Origin of the sequence: Klebsiella sp. HMSC09D12, from assembly GCF_001808475.1 — a bacterium.
Classification (GTDB): Bacteria; Pseudomonadota; Gammaproteobacteria; order Enterobacterales; family Enterobacteriaceae; genus Klebsiella; species Klebsiella oxytoca.
Genome location: NZ_KV793472.1, coordinates 46553 through 63447 on the forward strand (window position 1 = coordinate 46553; position 16895 = coordinate 63447).

Consider the following 16895-nt stretch of genomic DNA (forward strand, 5'->3'; position numbering starts at 1 on the left):
AATAATTCCCGAATGCAAAAAATTGCCGCCACTATACGGAAAGCGTAATACTTCGTCGACTGGGCGGAGAGTAAAGAATCAGAAAATTTTAAGATTTGCTGGCGAGCCCACGTAAGCCCCGTGAGCCGCCAGACAGGATTTAAATTGAAAACAAAATGTTACTTGTAAAGCTAACGTAACACCCTGAATTCCCCCTTATGCCGGGGGTTTATTTTCCGGCTCATCAGCGATATCACCGGTATGCCTCCCCTCTTCCGTTCCTTGCCAGCCATGACGCTGAACCAGCGATAAATGGTTGCGGTCTTCGTTGATTATTCCGGTCAGCATATCGCTGGTGCGCTTGAATACCGCCACCCGGGAGGCCGCATCGTTTTCCGCCATGGCCACCATCTCTTCGACCATTTGCAGGTTGAAACGGCGGAACAGATCGGCGCGCTCGCGGGCCTCGTAGGCTCCCAGGCCCAGCGCCTCAAGCGTCATACGCCCGGACTTCAGCGCCGCTTCAAAGGTTTCACGCTCCGGCGCCTCAACGCCGGCCTGGCGCAGCTTGATGTAATGATCGACATCGCGGGCGCGGGAGATGATCTGCAGATGCGGGAAATGCTCTTTTGCCAGCTCCGCCAGCTGCAGGTTTGTCTGCGGATCGTCGATGGCGTTAATCAGCACTTCCGCTTTTTCCGCCCCCGCCGACTCCAGCAGGTCAACCCGCGTCGCATCGCCGTAGAACACCTTCATATCAAACTTACGCAGGGTATCGACGTGGTCAGGATCGTGATCGAGAATCACCATCTTCACGCCGCTGGAGAGCAGCACGCGGCCGGCAATCTGCCCGTAGCGGCCAAAGCCGGCAATAATTACTCGCGGCTGCTCTTCGTCAATTTCATCCGCCTCGCGCTCCTGACCGCTGGTGGATTTCTCCAGACGGGTCAGCAACACCAGCAGGATTGGCGTGGCAGCCATCGATAGCGCCACCGCCAGGGTCAGCGCCTTCGCCCATTCGCCGTCCAGGACATCGGCCATCTGCGCCGCGCCGAAGACCACAAAGGCAAATTCACTCCCCTGCCCCAGCAGCACCGCAAACCAACGGCGCTGCGCGCGAGGTACGCCTAACGGCCTGGCGATCAACCACAGCATCAGGGATTTAATCACCAGAAATCCCACCAGCAAAATCAGGATCCGCAGCGGATGAGTCACCAGAGTACCGAAGTCGATAGACATCCCGACGCCGATAAAAAACAGCCCCAGCAGCAGCCCCTTAAACGGTTCAATATCGCTTTCGAGAGCGTGGCGGTACTCCGAGCTCGCCAGCAGCACCCCGGCCAGGAATGCCCCCATCGCCATCGACAGCCCAACCTCTTCCAGCAGCAGCCCGAAGCCAAACACCAGGAACAGGGCCACGGCGCTGAAGACTTCACGCAGGCCGGAGCGCGCAACAAAACGCAGCATCGGCCGGGTCAGATAGCGGCCAAGCACCACCACCAGCGCCAGCGCACCCGCCACTTTCAGGGCCGAGAGTGCAAACGCGCCCAGCGTCGTCGAGCCGCCGCTCGCCGCCAGCAGCGGGATCATCGCCACCAGAGGAATAGCCGCAATATCCTGGAACAGCAGCACCGCAAAGGCGCTCCGGCCCAGCTGGGTGACCGTCAGGTTACGCTCGTTCATCGCCTGCATAGCGATCGCCGTTGAAGAGAGCGCCAGCGTCATGCCAATCAGCTCGGCAACCTGCCAGCGCAGACCAAGGGACATGCAGAACAGGCCGATCAGCACGCCGCAGACGACCATCTGCAGCGCCCCGCCGCCGAACACCGAAGCGCGAAGTTTCCACAGGCGCTGGGGATCGAGCTCAAGACCGATAACGAAAAGCATCAGCACCACGCCGATTTCCGCGAAGTGCAGAATCGACTCGGCGTCGGTGACCAGCCGCAGCCCCCACGGGCCAATAATGCAGCCGGCAATTAAGTAGCCGAGCACCGACCCTAAGCCCAGACGTACGGCAATCGGCACGATCAGCGCGGCGGAGCCTAAATAGATGAGCGCCTGTATCAGCGTATGGCTATCCATGGTTGTGCGCCTCCTGCCATTCGATTAAGCGTTGCCGATAGCGGCGCGCCTGCGCCTGTAGGGTTTCGTCATCGCAGATAAAAGTGCAATGCATCGCAAACGGCGGTAGCCATGTCATGCCGCAGTAGAGGGCTGTCGCCTGCAGCGGCTGCGCCAGGACGTCGAAACCGGGAAAGGAACCAATATCAAAGTGGCTTTCGCCGCCGCCGGTAGTAACCGCCCACATCAGCGATTTACCGCGCAGCGCGATACCGTTGTGACCGTATGCCCAGCCGTGCGCCAGCACTTTATCCATCCACAGCTTGAGCAGCGGCGGCACGCTGTACCACTGCATCGGATGCTGCCAGATAACCAGATCGGCACGAGCCAGCGCCGCCTGCTCGGCGGCGATATCAATATTAAAGTCAGGATAAAGCTGATAGAGGGAGCGTATCTCTACGCCGTCAAGCGTCCCTGCCTGCTCAAGCATCCGCTTATTCGCATGCGAGTGCTGCGGATAAGGGTGCGCATAAATTATGAGGATCATTGATTAGCCTGCGTTAGCTCTTGTTGTAATCAGCAAGAGTGTAGACAGTTAATTGAATCGCTTACAATGATAAGTGTGATTTATCTCTCATTCAGGGCGAGGATCGCTCAGGCAGGGGTGACCCCGCGATACGGGGCCATGAATAACGCTTAGTTATCCAGTTCATCCATCGATTTAACCTGATCGCGATTGATCTGCTCGGTACGACCGGTTTCCGCGTTTTTGTAGGACACCAGACCGGTGTCGTCATCCACCTGGGGTTTGCCATCGGTGACAATAGTTTTGCCATCGGTGGTTTTTAGCGACTGATTAGATGAACAGCCAGCCACGGTGAAAAGCGCAGCAGCGGCAAAAATAGCGGCGGTGAGGGGCTTGTTGTACATGGTGTTTCTCTCCCGTTATTCAGTCATATTCATTATCACCCTAACCACTTTAGGCTAGCTGACTGTCCGGGGAGAGAAAACCAGAACTCTCCGAAGTGGCCTGTTAGCGCCGATCCCTCTGTTTTTGTTCGAAGTTCACCGCCGCGCCGATCAGGTTAGCATCGTTGCGGTATTGGCAGAGCACCACCTGCGGTAAAAATTCTGCTAAATCTTTTTCATTCACCAGCTCGTTCAGGCGCTGCTTGATGCCGTTAAAAATCTTATCGCTGGCGGAGATACCGCCGCCGATAATCAGGCAGTCTGGGTCGTAGCACACCTGCAAATTCAGTAAGCCTATCGCCATCCAGTGGTAAAACTGCGCCACTTCCTGCTGCGCGATATTGTCGCCCTCCTCAGCCAGGCGAAAGACATCCTCTCCGGAGACGGAGTCAGCCGCCAGCGACATGCGCCGGGCATAACGACGCGCCGTAGCGACGGCGGTTGCCAGTTCGCTAAAGGTTTGCCCCTCGTGCAGGGTCATCATGCCAAATTCCCCGGCGTAGCGATGGCTGCCGTGGCGCAGGACTTTATTGTCGACAATGGCGCCACCGATACCTGAACCGGCAATCACAAACAGTACGCTGTCATACTCGCGGCCCGCGCCCAATGCCGCCTCGGCGATACCCGCCGAGTTGGCGTCGTTCTCAATGCATACCGGCAGTAAAAACAGCCCGGAAAGCTCTTCGACGATGGGAAAGTGATGAATATAGGGAATGGCGCTCAGGCCGCTAATGACCCCGCTCTGCGGATCCACGCACCCAGGAGCACTAATTGAGATCCCATCAATGGCGTAGCGCGACTGAAACTGTTGATAAAGTTCCAATAGCCGATTTTTCATCTCTTCCCAGCTATCAGGCGTCTCAACCGATGCGGTGTCCTTCAGCTCCCCCTGCTGCCAGACGCCATATTTAATCGATGTGCCGCCCCAATCAAACAAAAGTATCGCCATGTCGTTATCCTTGCGTGCGTCATGAAATGGTTTTGTTCCATTAAGGATGAACCCTCTCCCCCTATTTCGCTTTATCGCAACGCAAAAAAAAGCGCCTCCGGCGTTGGCCACCGGAGGCGCTTTTACTGGCAGATGAGATTACTTTTTAATCTGCGCGTGCATTTCCTGCACCGAGGTCACTTTCTCTATCGCGTTGGCATTGAGGGCCATTGCGGTAGCGAAACCGCCGTTCAGCGTGGTGTCGTAGTGCACTTTGTACTGCAGGGCGCTGCGGCGAATCAGCTTGGAGTCTTCAATCGCCTGACGGCCTGCGGTGGTGTTGATGATGTAGGTGTATTCGCCATTCTTGATGCGGTCCTGAATGTGCGGGCGGCCTTCATGCACCTTGTTCACCAGACGCGGGTTGATGCCGGCTTCGCCCAGCACAATCGCAGTACCGTGGGTTGCATCCAGCTCGAAACCAAACTTCAGCAGTTTTGCCGCCAGATCCACCACGCGCTCTTTGTCGCCTTCGCGTACGGAGAGCAACGCGCGTCCCTGTTTCTTCATCGTCGAGTTGCTGCCTAACTGCGCCTTGGCGAACGCTTCCGCGAAGGTGCGGCCAACGCCCATGACTTCACCGGTAGAGCGCATTTCTGGCCCTAACAGCGGGTCAACGCCCGGGAATTTGTTAAACGGCAGAACCACCTCTTTCACCGAATAGTACGGCGGGATGATCTCTTTAGTGACGCCCTGCTGAGCCAGCGTTTTGCCCGCCATCACGCGCGCCGCGACTTTCGCCAGCGGTACGCCGGTGGCTTTCGAGACAAACGGGACGGTACGCGCCGCGCGCGGGTTGACTTCAATCAGGTAGACTTCGTTGTTTTTGACCGCAAACTGCACGTTCATCAGACCGCGTACCTGCAGCTCAAAGGCCAGCTTCTGCACCTGCTCGCGCATCACATCCTGAATTTCCTGGCTCAGGGTGTAGGCCGGCAGCGAACACGCGGAGTCGCCGGAGTGTACGCCCGCCTGCTCGATATGCTCCATGATGCCGCCAATCAGCACCATTTCGCCGTCGCAGATGGCATCGACGTCAACTTCAACCGCATCGTCAAGGAAGCGGTCCAGCAGCACCGGCGCATCGTTAGAGACGCTGACGGCGGTCTGGAAGTAGCGACGCAGGTCGATTTCGTCGTAGACGATTTCCATCGCGCGGCCGCCGAGAACGTAGGACGGGCGCACCACCAGCGGGTAGCCAATCTCTTTCGCCTTCTCGACCGCCATTTCGATCGCGGTCACGGTGGCGTTCGCCGGCTGCTTCAGCTTCAGGCGGTCAACCGCGTGCTGGAAGCGCTCACGGTCTTCCGCACGGTCGATTGCATCCGGGCTGGTGCCGATAACCGGCACGCCTGCGGCTTCCAGCGCGCGCGCCAGCTTCAGCGGCGTCTGGCCGCCGTACTGCACGATAACGCCTTTCGGCTTCTCAATGCGCACGATTTCCAGCACGTCTTCCAGCGTCACCGGTTCAAAGTAGAGGCGGTCAGAGGTGTCGTAATCGGTAGAGACGGTTTCCGGGTTACAGTTGACCATAATGGTCTCGTAGCCGTCTTCGCGCAGCGCCAGGGAGGCATGGACGCAGCAGTAGTCGAACTCGATGCCCTGGCCGATACGGTTCGGGCCGCCGCCGAGCACCATGATTTTATCGCGGTCAACGGACGGATTGGCTTCGCACTCATCTTCATAGGTGGAGTACATATAGGCAGTATCGGTAGCGAATTCCGCCGCGCAGGTATCCACGCGCTTGTAGACCGGGTGCAGGTCATACTGGTCGCGCAGCTTGCGGATTTCCGCTTCGCGCACGCCAGCCAGCTTCGCCAGACGCGCATCGGCAAAGCCTTTACGCTTGAGCTGACGCAGGAAGTCGGCGTCGAGGCCGGTAATACCGACTTCAGCCACTTTCTCCTCCAGACGCACCAGCTCTTCAATCTGCACCAGGAACCAGCGGTCGATATTGGTCAGGTTGAACACGCCATCAACGGAGAGGCCCGCGCGGAAAGCGTCAGCGATGTACCAGATACGCTCAGCGCCAGCGTCTTTCAGCTCGCGGCGGATTTTGGTCAGCGCTTCCGGATCGTCGAGGCTCACTTTCGGGTCGAAGCCGGTGGCGCCCACTTCCAGACCGCGCAGCGCTTTCTGCAGGGATTCCTGCTGGGTGCGGCCAATCGCCATCACTTCACCCACCGATTTCATCTGGGTGGTCAGACGGTCGTTGGCGCCGACGAATTTTTCAAAGTTGAAGCGTGGGATTTTGGTCACAACGTAGTCGATGGACGGCTCAAACGACGCCGGGGTGCGGCCGCCGGTGATATCGTTCATCAGCTCATCAAGGGTGTAACCGACCGCCAGCTTCGCCGCCACTTTAGCGATCGGGAAGCCGGTGGCTTTCGAGGCCAGCGCCGAGGAGCGGGAGACGCGCGGGTTCATTTCGATAACGATCAGGCGGCCATCTTTCGGGTTCACCGAGAACTGAACGTTGGAACCGCCGGTCTCTACGCCGATTTCACGCAGTACCGCCATCGAGGCGTTACGCATGATTTGGTACTCTTTATCGGTCAGGGTCTGTGCCGGCGCGACGGTGATAGAGTCGCCGGTGTGGATGCCCATTGCGTCGAAGTTTTCAATAGAGCAGACGATGATGCAGTTGTCGTTTTTATCACGCACCACTTCCATCTCGTACTCTTTCCAGCCAATCAGCGACTCATCAATCAGCAGCTCATTCGTCGGCGAGAGATCCAGACCGCGTTCGCAGATTTCTTCGAACTCTTCGCGGTTGTAGGCGATACCGCCGCCGGTGCCGCCCATAGTAAAGGAAGGACGGATGATGCACGGGAAGCCAACTTCAGCGGCAACCGCCAGCGCTTCTTCCATGGTATGTGCGATCCCGGAACGCGCGGTGTCGAGGCCAATTTTCTTCATTGCCACGTCGAAACGGCGGCGGTCTTCCGCTTTATCAATCGCGTCGGCGGTCGCGCCAATCATGGTCACGCCGAACTCTGCCAGCACGCCCTGACGCTCCAGCTCCAGCGCGCAGTTCAGCGCCGTCTGGCCGCCCATGGTCGGCAGAACCGCATCCGGACGCTCTTTCTCAATGATCTTGCGCACCACTTCCCAGTGAATCGGCTCGATGTAGGTAGCATCGGCCATTTCCGGGTCGGTCATGATGGTGGCCGGGTTAGAGTTCACCAGAATGACGCGGTAGCCCTCTTCGCGCAGCGCTTTACACGCCTGGGCGCCGGAGTAGTCAAATTCACACGCCTGACCGATAACAATCGGGCCCGCGCCCAGAATCAGGATGCTTTTTATATCTGTACGTTTTGGCATGGCTCTCTTAACTCCTGATTATTTCGCGGACTGACGGTACTGCTTAATTAACTCGATAAAATGGTCGAACAGCGGTGCGGCATCGTGCGGGCCGGGGCTCGCCTCCGGGTGTCCCTGGAAGCTGAACGCCGGTTTGTCAGTACGATGAATCCCCTGCAGGGTGCCGTCGAACAGCGACTTATGGGTGACGCGCAGGTTGGCCGGCATAGACGCTTCATCCACCGCGAAACCGTGGTTCTGCGCGGTGATCATCACCACGTTGTTATCAATATCTTTTACCGGATGGTTGCCGCCGTGGTGGCCGAACTTCATCTTCACGGTCTTCGCGCCGCTCGCCAGCGCCAGCAGCTGGTGGCCGAGGCAAATGCCGAATACAGGAACGCTGGTTTCCAGAAACTTCTCAATCGCGTCGATAGCGTAGTCACAAGGCGCCGGGTCGCCGGGACCGTTGGACAGGAAGATCCCGTCCGGATTCATCTTCAGCACCTCTTCGGCAGGAGTCTTAGCCGGAACCACCGTCAGACGGCAGCCGCGGTCTACCAGCATGCGCAAAATGTTGCGCTTGGCGCCGAAATCGTAGGCCACCACGTGAAACGGCAGCTCGCTTTCCGCTTTGGCTTCCGGCAGGTCACCCGCAAGGGTCCAGCTTCCCTGCGTCCAGCTGTAGGTTTCTGCGGTGGTAACTTCCTTCGCCAGATCCATACCGTTAAGGCCCGGGAACGCTTTTGCCTTTTCCAGCGCCAGCTGCGCATCCGGGCTATCGCCGGCGATGATGCAGCCGTTCTGCGCGCCTTTTTCACGCAGCAGGCGGGTCAGCTTACGGGTGTCGATATCGGCAATCGCTACAATGTTATGGCGCTTCAGATAAGAAGAGAGGTCTTCGGTATTGCGGAAGTTGCTGGCAATCAGCGGCAGATCGCGAATGACCAGACCCTGCGCGTGTACCTGAGAAGATTCTTCATCGGCGGCATTGGTGCCGACATTGCCGATATGGGGATAAGTTAGAGTGACGATTTGGCGGGAATAGGAAGGATCAGTGAGGATTTCTTGATAACCGGTCATTGAAGTATTGAAAACGACTTCCCCAACCGCCGTGCCGGTAGCCCCAATGGCCCGACCGTGAAACTGGGTTCCGTCTTCCAGAACCAATAGCGCTGACTTAATCAAAACACCCTCCAGAGAATATCCACTCACTTTATTTGCATATTAATTCATAATGTAGATCTGAATCAATGCAAATCTGTTGCCCGCAGAATTTTGGCAAACGGCGGCATTCTGGAGAGATGGCGGGTAAAAGTCAACTTAAAGCGGATATTTTTAATCTTGTTTCAGGCGACTACTCTGTAATCTCTGCTTTAAGCGGCAAAAAGATCAACTAACTCGCCTGGGAAAACGCTTGCGGAGGCGGAAGAGTGTAAAAACTGCGCTCAAGGTGTAAAAAAGTGGACCGGATGGTCAAAATTTACAATAAAACAACAAAATCAGGGTGGATAATGTATTTTTTTGAAGAGTTCAGCCAATAAAAATCGCAAAAATCAAAAAATAAAAAAGGGCAATAAAGCATTGCCCCTTGCAATCAATTACTTATTGAAAGCAATAACCACATCACGATGGGTAATAATCGTTATAAAGAGTTCAGTTCAAGCACATCACGCATATCAAAAAGACCATTTTTCTTGCCTTTTAGCCATAATGCAGAGCGAACGGCACCATTTGCAAAAGTCATCCGGCTGGAAGCCTTATGGCTGATTTCAATACGTTCGCCGATATCCGCAAACATCGCCGTATGTTCGCCGACGATATCCCCGGCGCGCACGGTTGCAAAGCCGATGGTTCCGGGAACGCGTTCACCGGTATAGCCTTCGCGACTGTATACCGCGCACTCCTTCAGATCTTTATCCAGCGCGCCGGCAATCGCCTCGCCCATCGCCAGCGCCGTACCTGATGGCGCGTCGACTTTATGGCGATGATGCGCTTCAATAATCTCAATATCGGTATAGTCGCCCATCACCTTCGCCGCTTTCTCCAGCAGCTTAAGCATAACGTTAACGCCAACGCTAAAGTTGGCGGCAAAGACGATGGCGATCTCCTGCGACGCCTCGCGAATGGCCTGCTTCCCGGCGTCGTCAAAACCGGTGGTGCCGATAACCATGCCTTTACCATGTTGACGGCAAAAAGCGAGATGGTTCAGCGTGCCTTCCGGACGGGTGAAATCGATGAAGACATCGAAATCGTCTTTTACCGCCTCAAGGCTGCTCTGCACCACCACCCCTGACTTGCCCGCACCCGCCAGTTCGCCCGCATCGCTGCCGAGCAGCGAGGAACCTTCGCGCTCCAGCGCCGCGCCAAGCGCCGCGCCTTCCATCTGCTGTACCGCCTGAATTAACTGGCGTCCCATCCGGCCGCCCGCGCCCGCGATGGCCACGCGGATATGTGCATCATGCATAGCTATTCTCTTTTGTTAACACTACGTAAATTGTTTTCAGAGTAACCAGCCCAACGATGAGCCGCTACTCAAAAACACCGATAATTAGAAATTTATGACAAACTGCCGCCGATATCAGTAAAAACTATACGATTATGCCGGGAATCGGCCATTGGGCAGAGAGAAGGAATGAACAAATGGGGCTGGAACCCCGGTTCAGCCATGTGCAGGTCAATCCGGGGTCAGCTATCGATGAAAAACCGGGCAATTAATGCAGGAACATCTCCCCGGCAGGAAAACCAGACAGGAACCAGGTTACCGCCAGCAGGTCAGCGCTGCCGCCAGGGCTAAGATGGCGAACAATCAGTTCATCATCCAGCTGGCGCAGCGCTTCCAGCCCGCCATCGGCCAGCACTCCGCCTTCCCACAGCAGCTTTTGCGCCTGCTGCTGAACAAAATTCAGCCCTTCCAGCCCACCGCGCGATACCAGATTGGTATCGTCATTCCAGGCCATCAGATGCAGCAGGGTCTGCAATAACGCCAGATTGGCGTCGCCGGTATTCGCCATGACGCGATTGAATACCGGCATCGCCTGAGTGCGCACGGTGTGAAAGCCGCTTTCCGCTTCGCCTCTGGCACCGGAGAGCCCGTAGCGCAGGAAATGCCCTTCGCCTTTGCTCACCTTCTTTCCTTCAGAGGAGGAGAGCTCGCGCGCCACCAGGCCGCGACAGAATCGGGCCACCTGATCGCAAACCCGATGCTGTTCAACCGGCTCCCCTCTGGCAACCAGTCTTCCCGCCGCCGCGCAGAGCAGGCCAAAAGCGAAGATCGCGCCGCGATGGGTGTTCACCCCGCCGGTGGCTTCCAGCATATCCGTCTCGCAGGCCATGCCCACCGGACGCAGCATCGTCAACACCTGTTCCGGCGTGATATTGGCGGTGTCGTGTCCCATAATGAAAAACTTCTCCATCCACGGGGCGACAACCGCCGTACTGGCCTCAAAGGTGGCCAGATCCATATCCCGATGCGCGCCGGCATTACGAATATCCACCAGACCCGGCTTCGGCGTCAGGCGAACTTCAGTCAGTAGCGCCCGTCCCACGCGAGAAACCATCTCCTCAGCCGTCACCGTTTGACGGCTCAATGGCCGATGCTGGCTTATTATCACTTCGCTCATGCCTTTCTCCTCAGCGCGTTTAACCAGCGGTTTTAACCTGACGAATCACGTCGATCACCGAACCATCGCGATAGCGCACCACGGCCACGACCCGATCGGTGAATTCGATCGGATCAGGCTTGCCGGTCAACAGTTCGGCGCGCTGCTGTAGCTCTTCGATGGTCATGAGCTGGATGCCCGCGTTACACAGGTTATCAATCAGGTCCTGACGCGCCGGGTTAACGGCAATACCGTGGTCGGTCACCAGCACATCCACGCTGGCCCCCGGCGTGACGCGAGTCAGGACTTTCTCCACCACGCACGGAATACGCCCACGCACCAGCGGCGCGGTGATAATGGTTAAATCCGCGCCTGCCGCCGTATCGCTATGGCCGCCGGACGCCCCGCGCAGTACACCGTTGGAGCCGGTCATCACGTTAACGTTAAACCCGGTGTCGATTTCCAGTGCGCTGAGCATCACCACATTCAGGCGTTCGCAGGAGATCCCTTTCGAACCGGGATTGGCGTACTGATTAGCGGAAATTTCGATATGATTAGGGTTGTTCGCCAGCGAACGGGCGGCATCGCCGTCGAAAGATTGGGTATCCAGCAGCGCTTTGATCAAGCCCTTTTCATGCAGATCGACCATCGTGCCGGTAATCCCGCCCAAACCAAAGCTGGCGGTGATATTGTTACGACGCATCTTATCTTCGAGGAAGCGAGTTACCGCCAGCGATGCGCCGCCGGTACCGGTTTGCAAAGAGAAGCCCTCTTTGAAGTAGCCCGAATGTTCGATGACTTTGGCCGCCTGGCGGGCGATCAGCAGCTCGCGTGGGTTGCTGGTCAGACGGATCGCGCCAGCGGTGATTTTCGCCGGATCGCCGACTTCATCAACCTGCACGATCAGATCCACCTGATCCTGGGCGATGCTGGCCGGATAGTTCGGATAATCCACCCACTCTTCAGTCAGCAGTACCACGCATCTGGCGGCATCGGCATCCACTTTGGCGTAACCCAGCGAGCCGCAGCGGGATTTACCGCTAAAGCCGTTGGCATTGCCATATTCATCGCAGCACGGCACGCCGAGGAACGCCACGTCAATGGTTAGCTCACCGGTTTGCACTAAATACGCCCGGCCGCCGTGGGAATGGATTTGTACCGGATTTTCCATCAGCCCGGCGGAGATCTCTTCCCCCAGCTTCCCGCGCAGACCGGAGGTGTAAATCTGCCGGATCACGCCGTTTTTTATGTGCTCGATCAGCGGCCAGTGGGCGTCGATCAGCGAGCTTGAGGCCAGCGTCAGATCGCGAAAGCCCATTTCAGCCAGCTTCGCCACCACCATATTGACCACCTTGTCACCGCCGCGAAACGCGTGATGAAAGGAGATGGTCATACCGTTTTGCAGCCCGGAGCGGCGAATCGCCTCCTCCAGCGAAGCGCAGACTTTACGCTGCCGCTTTTCGCTTTCACTGGCCAGCCACGGACTCTTCGCCGTTACCCCTGCGTAAGGTTCTAATCCTTCCGGCATGACGTACTGTTGATTAAGCATTGCCACGGTCTCTTTCATTATTTCCTCCTTAATCACGAATGCCGGAAGCCGACAGCGCCACGACTTTGCGCGCATGATCGATAATCGGTCCATCTATCATCTTGCCGTTTAGCGAGACCACGCCGAGTCCGCGTTCTTCCGCCTCTTCCGCCGCCGCGATGACGTCCCGCGCATGCTCAACTTCTTTCAGCGTTGGGGCATAAACCTGGTGCAGCAGCTCAATCTGGCGCGGGTTAACCAGCGATTTGCCGTTAAAGCCGAGATTTTTCGCCAGATTCGCTTCCGCGAGGAAACCCTCTTCATTGTTAATGTCCGACCACACGACGTCATAGGCCGCGATTCCGGCGACGCGGGCCGCGTGCAGCACCGCGCAGCGGGCGTAGAACAGCTCCGTACCGTCGCCGCGGCAGGTCCCCATATCCATGACGTAGTCGAAGGCCGCCAGCGCAATGGCCGACAGACGCGGACTGGCGCGGGCGATTTCTACCGCGTTCACCACGCCCAGCGCCGACTCAATCGCCGCCATTAATTTGGTGCTGCCCACCTCCCGGCCGCACTCGCGCTCAATACGTTCGACGTGAGCCTCCAGCTCATGAATATCTTCTTTGCTATCGGTTTTCGGCAGACGCACCATGTCGACGCCAGCCCGCACCACCGCCTCAAGGTCGGCAAGGCCGAACGGCGTGCTGAGCGGGTTAATACGCACCACGGTTTCCACATCCCGGTAGAGCGGATGCTGGAGCGCATGATGCACCAGCAGGCGAGCGGTATCTTTTTCTCGTAGCGAGACGGCGTCTTCGAGGTCAAACATCACCGCGTCAGCGCCGTAGACAAAAGAGGTGCTTAACATCGCGGCGTTGGCGCCGGGGATAAACAGCATACTGCGACGAGGTTTCATAGCTGGCTCCATTGCGGTTGAGATTGTTGCGCCGCGCGCAGCGCTGCGGCCTGGACGCGAGCCTTCAGCACGCATTCGAGCGCGCCTTTATCATCGACGACGACGTTCGCCCGGGTAACGCCAAGCTGGGTCAGCGTCTCTCTGACGACGCGTTCAATCGCCGCGCCAAACTGCTGCTTCACAATGCTGTCGATTTCAAGCTGAATACCTGGCTCATTCGCAGGCCCAATCCTGACCATCACATCGCTGGACTCCAGCGTGCCGGCCAGGGCGTCAATCATCATTTCCATAGAGGCTGATCCTTAGTTATGGCGGTAAAATCAGGCGGTCTGGCGTTCGCTTTCCGCCAGATGCATCAGAAAAGCGAGCGTTCCCGGCGGTACCAGCGGCTCGATAGCCGACCACTGGCGCTGCTGATACAGCTTGCGCACCCGGGAAGCGGAAATCGGCGCGCCCTCTTTCTCAACCCGCGCCAGCTCAACCACTTCAATGGTCGGCGCGTCGCCGGGCGCTTCCAGCAGCTGTCGCATACGCAGGTTGTAATTACGGGTTAATTCGCACAGCGGTTCGCTGCCGACAAAGCGGTGGGTGACCCCCAGCGCCGGAGCTAAATGTTCGCGAAACAGCTGCAGATCGATCTGGCAGTGGCAATCGTCAACCACGCCTTTGTCTTTCAGGAAGTAGCCGGGGAAAGTGGCGCGCGAGATCAGATAGGACGATCCCGGATGCAGGGTCACGTTATCGATCCCGGCGATCCCCTGCTCGATCAGCGCCACGCGATCCTGGTAGCTGAAAAATGAAGCATCTTCCTTCACCACGAAAAGATGCAGCCAGTCGCACTGGCGAGCGGCTTGCTCCACCAGCCAGCGATGCCCCAGCGTAAAGGGATTGGCGTTCATTACGATGGCGCCGATTTTTTCTCCGGGCTGGCGATACATCCTGAGCTGGCGGCAATAGCGGGCCAGGCGTTCGCGGCTGTTCTCCATCAAAACGGCCCTGTCGCCCGCACGGGCGATAGGCCAAAAACCGGCGCAGGAAAAGAGGGCCGCGTTATAAGGTTTAGTGAACAGAAACAGCTCGCTGCGGCCCAGCTCATACGCCAGGGTCATCAGTTCAGTCAGCAGCTTCAGGCTAAGCCCTTCTCCCTGCAGCGACGGGTCGACGGCAATGCACTTCAGCACGCATCCGGCAATCGCGCCGCAGCCAACAATGCGCCGCTGGTACTCGGCGACAATCACTATTTCGCAATCCGCCTCCAGCGAGAGCTGATGCTGATGAAGAAAGAGGTCAACGGCCTCTCGCCGCCGGGGATCTTTCTGTACCACGACGCGTTTTAATATCAGATTCATTTTTTTCGCGCTTCATTGACCAAAACAAGCTGTATTTCGCCACCGTTCCCGTAGCGGTTCTTTTATTTGAATCACACTTTTCCCCGTACCTTAATTTGCTTTATGGTTTTTATGTTGTTAATTAATTCAGAAGAATAAAAACAATTAAATTAATTAAAAACACGACTAATCAGTGAACGTAATCACATATCGCCGTAGCGCATCTTTATTATTATGCCGCCGTCCTATTATTGCTTTTTCTAACGGCATTATTCCTTTTTTTAACAGGGTGACGTCATATGACTAATATGAGCCAGGCTCCTTCGACGGAGAAAAATGGTGTAAGTGAACTGCTGAAGTTTAAAATCTTCGGCATGCCGCTTCCGCTATACGCGTTTGCGTTAATCACTTTACTACTTTCACATTTTTATAACGCGCTGCCGACCGACATTGTTGGCGGCTTCGCCATCATGTTTATTATCGGCGCCATCTTTGGCGAAATTGGCAAACGGCTGCCGATATTTAATAAATATATTGGCGGCGCGCCGGTGATGATCTTCCTCGTAGCTGCTTATTTCGTTTACGCAGGCATTTTTACCCAAAAAGAAATTGATGCAATCACTAATGTGATGGATAAAAGCAATTTCCTGAACTTATTCATCGCAGTTTTGATAACTGGCGCAATTCTCTCGGTTAACCGTAAACTGCTGTTGAAATCGCTGCTGGGTTATATTCCGACGATCCTTATGGGGATCCTCGGCGCATCTATCTTCGGGATTATCATCGGCCTGTGCTTCGGTATTTCCGTAGACCGCATCATGATGCTGTACGTTCTGCCGATTATGGGCGGCGGCAACGGCGCAGGCGCGGTTCCGCTGTCCGAAATTTATCACTCCGTCACCGGCCGCTCCCGTGAAGAGTACTACTCCACCGCGATTGCCATTCTGACCATCGCCAATATCTTCGCCATCGTTTTTGCCGCACTGCTCGATATTATCGGTAAAAAACACACCTGGCTGAGCGGGGAAGGCGAACTGGTACGTAAAGCCTCCTTTAAAGTCGATGATGATGAAAAAGCAGGCCAGATTACCCATCGCGAAACGGCGGTCGGCCTGGTGCTCGCCACCACCTGTTTCCTGCTGGCCTACGTCATTGCTAAGAAAATTTTGCCAAGCATTGGCGGTGTCTCAATCCACTATTTCGCCTGGATGGTGCTGATCGTCGCTGCGCTGAATGCTTCCGGCCTCTGCTCGCCGGAGATCAAAGCCGGGGCCAAACGCCTGTCTGACTTCTTCTCTAAGCAGCTGCTGTGGGTACTGATGGTCGGCGTCGGCGTGTGCTACACCGACCTGCAGGAAATTATCGACGCGATTACCTTCGCGAACGTCATCATCGCTGCGGTAATCGTCGTAGGTGCTGTCGTCGGGGCGGCCGTCGGCGGCTGGATGATTGGCTTCTTCCCGATCGAATCCGCCATCACCGCAGGCCTGTGCATGGCTAACCGCGGCGGCTCAGGCGACCTGGAAGTGCTCTCTGCCTGTAACCGTATGAATCTTATCTCTTATGCGCAAATCTCCTCCCGTCTGGGCGGCGGTATTGTGCTGGTCATCGCCAGCATTGTGTTCGGCATGATGATGTAACCAACACGCACGATGGCGATGTTTGAGCGTCAACCACAGCGATGCCAATTAGGGGCCAGAGCCGGGGGCGGCTTCGGGAAATCCACCCTACTCCTTAGCCGGAAGTATCGTTTGGTTAGCCTTCAAACACGCCGTCGTGCCCTTACTTTAGGGTTTTTCAATGACTGAAGCTGTACTGCTGGGTGAAGGCTTCACCCTGATGTTCCTCGGCATGGGATTCGTGCTGGCGTTTCTGTTCCTGCTGATTTTCGCCATTCAGGGCATGTCCGCCGCCGTTAACCGCTTCTTCCCTGAACCGGCTCCGGCCCCGAAGGCGGCACCTGCGCCCGCCGCGCCCGCCGACGATTTCGCCCGCTTGAAGCCGGTGATTGCCGCCGCTCTCCACCACCATCGCCGACTTAACCCTTAATTCACGGAGGAATCCATGACCGTTGCCATTACCGATGTCGTCCTGCGCGACGCCCACCAGTCCCTTTTCGCCACCCGCCTGCGCCTTGACGATATGCTCCCCGTCGCCGCTCAGCTCGACGACGTGGGCTACGGCTCCCTCGAATGCTGGGGCGGCGCCACCTTTGACG

The 16895-nt window shown here is 56.8% G+C and carries 14 protein-coding genes and 1 pseudogene; 3 read left to right on the forward strand and 12 right to left on the reverse strand.

Annotated features, from left to right (window positions below; all coding sequences use genetic code 11):
* Positions 1-195: 195 nt before the first annotated feature.
* The 12 genes from kefC to citC all read right to left on the reverse strand — a co-directional run bounded on the left by kefC (position 196) and on the right by citC (position 14698).
* Complete coding sequence (gene kefC, locus HMPREF3178_RS11410; RefSeq protein ID WP_004108233.1) at positions 196-2061, reverse strand: glutathione-regulated potassium-efflux system protein KefC; 1866 nt, start codon at positions 2059-2061, stop codon at positions 196-198.
* Positions 2054-2587: a glutathione-regulated potassium-efflux system oxidoreductase KefF gene (gene kefF, locus HMPREF3178_RS11415; RefSeq protein WP_004108234.1), complete on the reverse strand. Its 534-nt coding sequence runs from the start codon at positions 2585-2587 to the stop codon at positions 2054-2056. Before kefF ends, kefC begins: the two co-directional genes overlap by 8 nt.
* A gap of 149 nt (positions 2588-2736) precedes the next feature.
* Positions 2737-2970: a YgdI/YgdR family lipoprotein gene (locus tag HMPREF3178_RS11420; RefSeq protein ID WP_004108236.1), complete on the reverse strand. Its 234-nt coding sequence runs from the start codon at positions 2968-2970 to the stop codon at positions 2737-2739.
* A 103-nt stretch (positions 2971-3073) separates the two neighbouring features.
* The gene (locus tag HMPREF3178_RS11425; RefSeq protein ID WP_017145011.1) at positions 3074-3958 is read right to left on the reverse strand and encodes an ROK family protein; all 885 of its coding nucleotides are present in this window, start codon (positions 3956-3958) and stop codon (positions 3074-3076) included.
* 138 nt (positions 3959-4096) lie between these two features.
* Positions 4097-7321, reverse strand: a complete 3225-nt coding sequence (gene carB, locus HMPREF3178_RS11430; RefSeq protein ID WP_004108241.1) for a carbamoyl-phosphate synthase large subunit — start codon at positions 7319-7321, stop codon at positions 4097-4099.
* 18 nt (positions 7322-7339) lie between these two features.
* On the reverse strand, positions 7340-8488 hold the full coding sequence (carA, locus tag HMPREF3178_RS11435) for a glutamine-hydrolyzing carbamoyl-phosphate synthase small subunit (protein WP_017145012.1): 1149 nt from the start codon (positions 8486-8488) through the stop codon (positions 7340-7342).
* A 457-nt stretch (positions 8489-8945) separates the two neighbouring features.
* Positions 8946-9767 carry a 4-hydroxy-tetrahydrodipicolinate reductase gene (gene dapB, locus HMPREF3178_RS11440; RefSeq protein WP_004108255.1) on the reverse strand — a complete coding sequence of 274 codons (822 nt, stop codon included), beginning with the start codon at positions 9765-9767 and terminating at the stop codon, positions 8946-8948.
* Positions 9768-10014: 247 nt separating this feature from the next.
* Entirely contained in the window at positions 10015-10860 is an 846-nt protein-coding gene (gene citG, locus HMPREF3178_RS11445) for a triphosphoribosyl-dephospho-CoA synthase CitG (RefSeq protein WP_371297967.1), read from the reverse strand.
* An 82-nt stretch (positions 10861-10942) separates the two neighbouring features.
* Entirely contained in the window at positions 10943-12469 is a 1527-nt protein-coding gene (gene citF, locus HMPREF3178_RS11450; RefSeq protein ID WP_017145013.1) for a citrate lyase subunit alpha, read from the reverse strand.
* Positions 12470-12479: 10 nt separating this feature from the next.
* Positions 12480-13349: a citrate (pro-3S)-lyase subunit beta gene (gene citE, locus HMPREF3178_RS11455; protein WP_004108268.1), complete on the reverse strand. Its 870-nt coding sequence runs from the start codon at positions 13347-13349 to the stop codon at positions 12480-12482.
* The gene (gene citD / locus HMPREF3178_RS11460) at positions 13346-13639 is read right to left on the reverse strand and encodes a citrate lyase acyl carrier protein (protein ID WP_004108271.1); all 294 of its coding nucleotides are present in this window, start codon (positions 13637-13639) and stop codon (positions 13346-13348) included. Before citD ends, citE begins: the two co-directional genes overlap by 4 nt.
* Before the next feature lie 30 nt (positions 13640-13669).
* Positions 13670-14698 (reverse strand): [citrate (pro-3S)-lyase] ligase, encoded by a 1029-nt coding sequence (gene citC, locus HMPREF3178_RS11465; RefSeq protein WP_017145014.1) that lies wholly within the window; start codon positions 14696-14698, stop codon positions 13670-13672.
* Between the two features lie 278 nt (positions 14699-14976).
* Between citC and citS the strand changes: the two genes are divergently transcribed.
* The 3 genes and pseudogenes from citS to HMPREF3178_RS29885 form a co-directional block, all read left to right on the forward strand.
* On the forward strand, positions 14977-16317 hold the full coding sequence (citS, locus tag HMPREF3178_RS11470; RefSeq protein ID WP_004108277.1) for a citrate/sodium symporter CitS: 1341 nt from the start codon (positions 14977-14979) through the stop codon (positions 16315-16317).
* 160 nt (positions 16318-16477) lie between these two features.
* Positions 16478-16726 (forward strand): oxaloacetate decarboxylase subunit gamma, encoded by a 249-nt coding sequence (locus tag HMPREF3178_RS11475; RefSeq protein WP_070585170.1) that lies wholly within the window; start codon positions 16478-16480, stop codon positions 16724-16726.
* Positions 16727-16741: 15 nt separating this feature from the next.
* Positions 16742-16895: pseudogene (locus tag HMPREF3178_RS29885) on the forward strand (oxaloacetate decarboxylase); the annotation flags it as partial.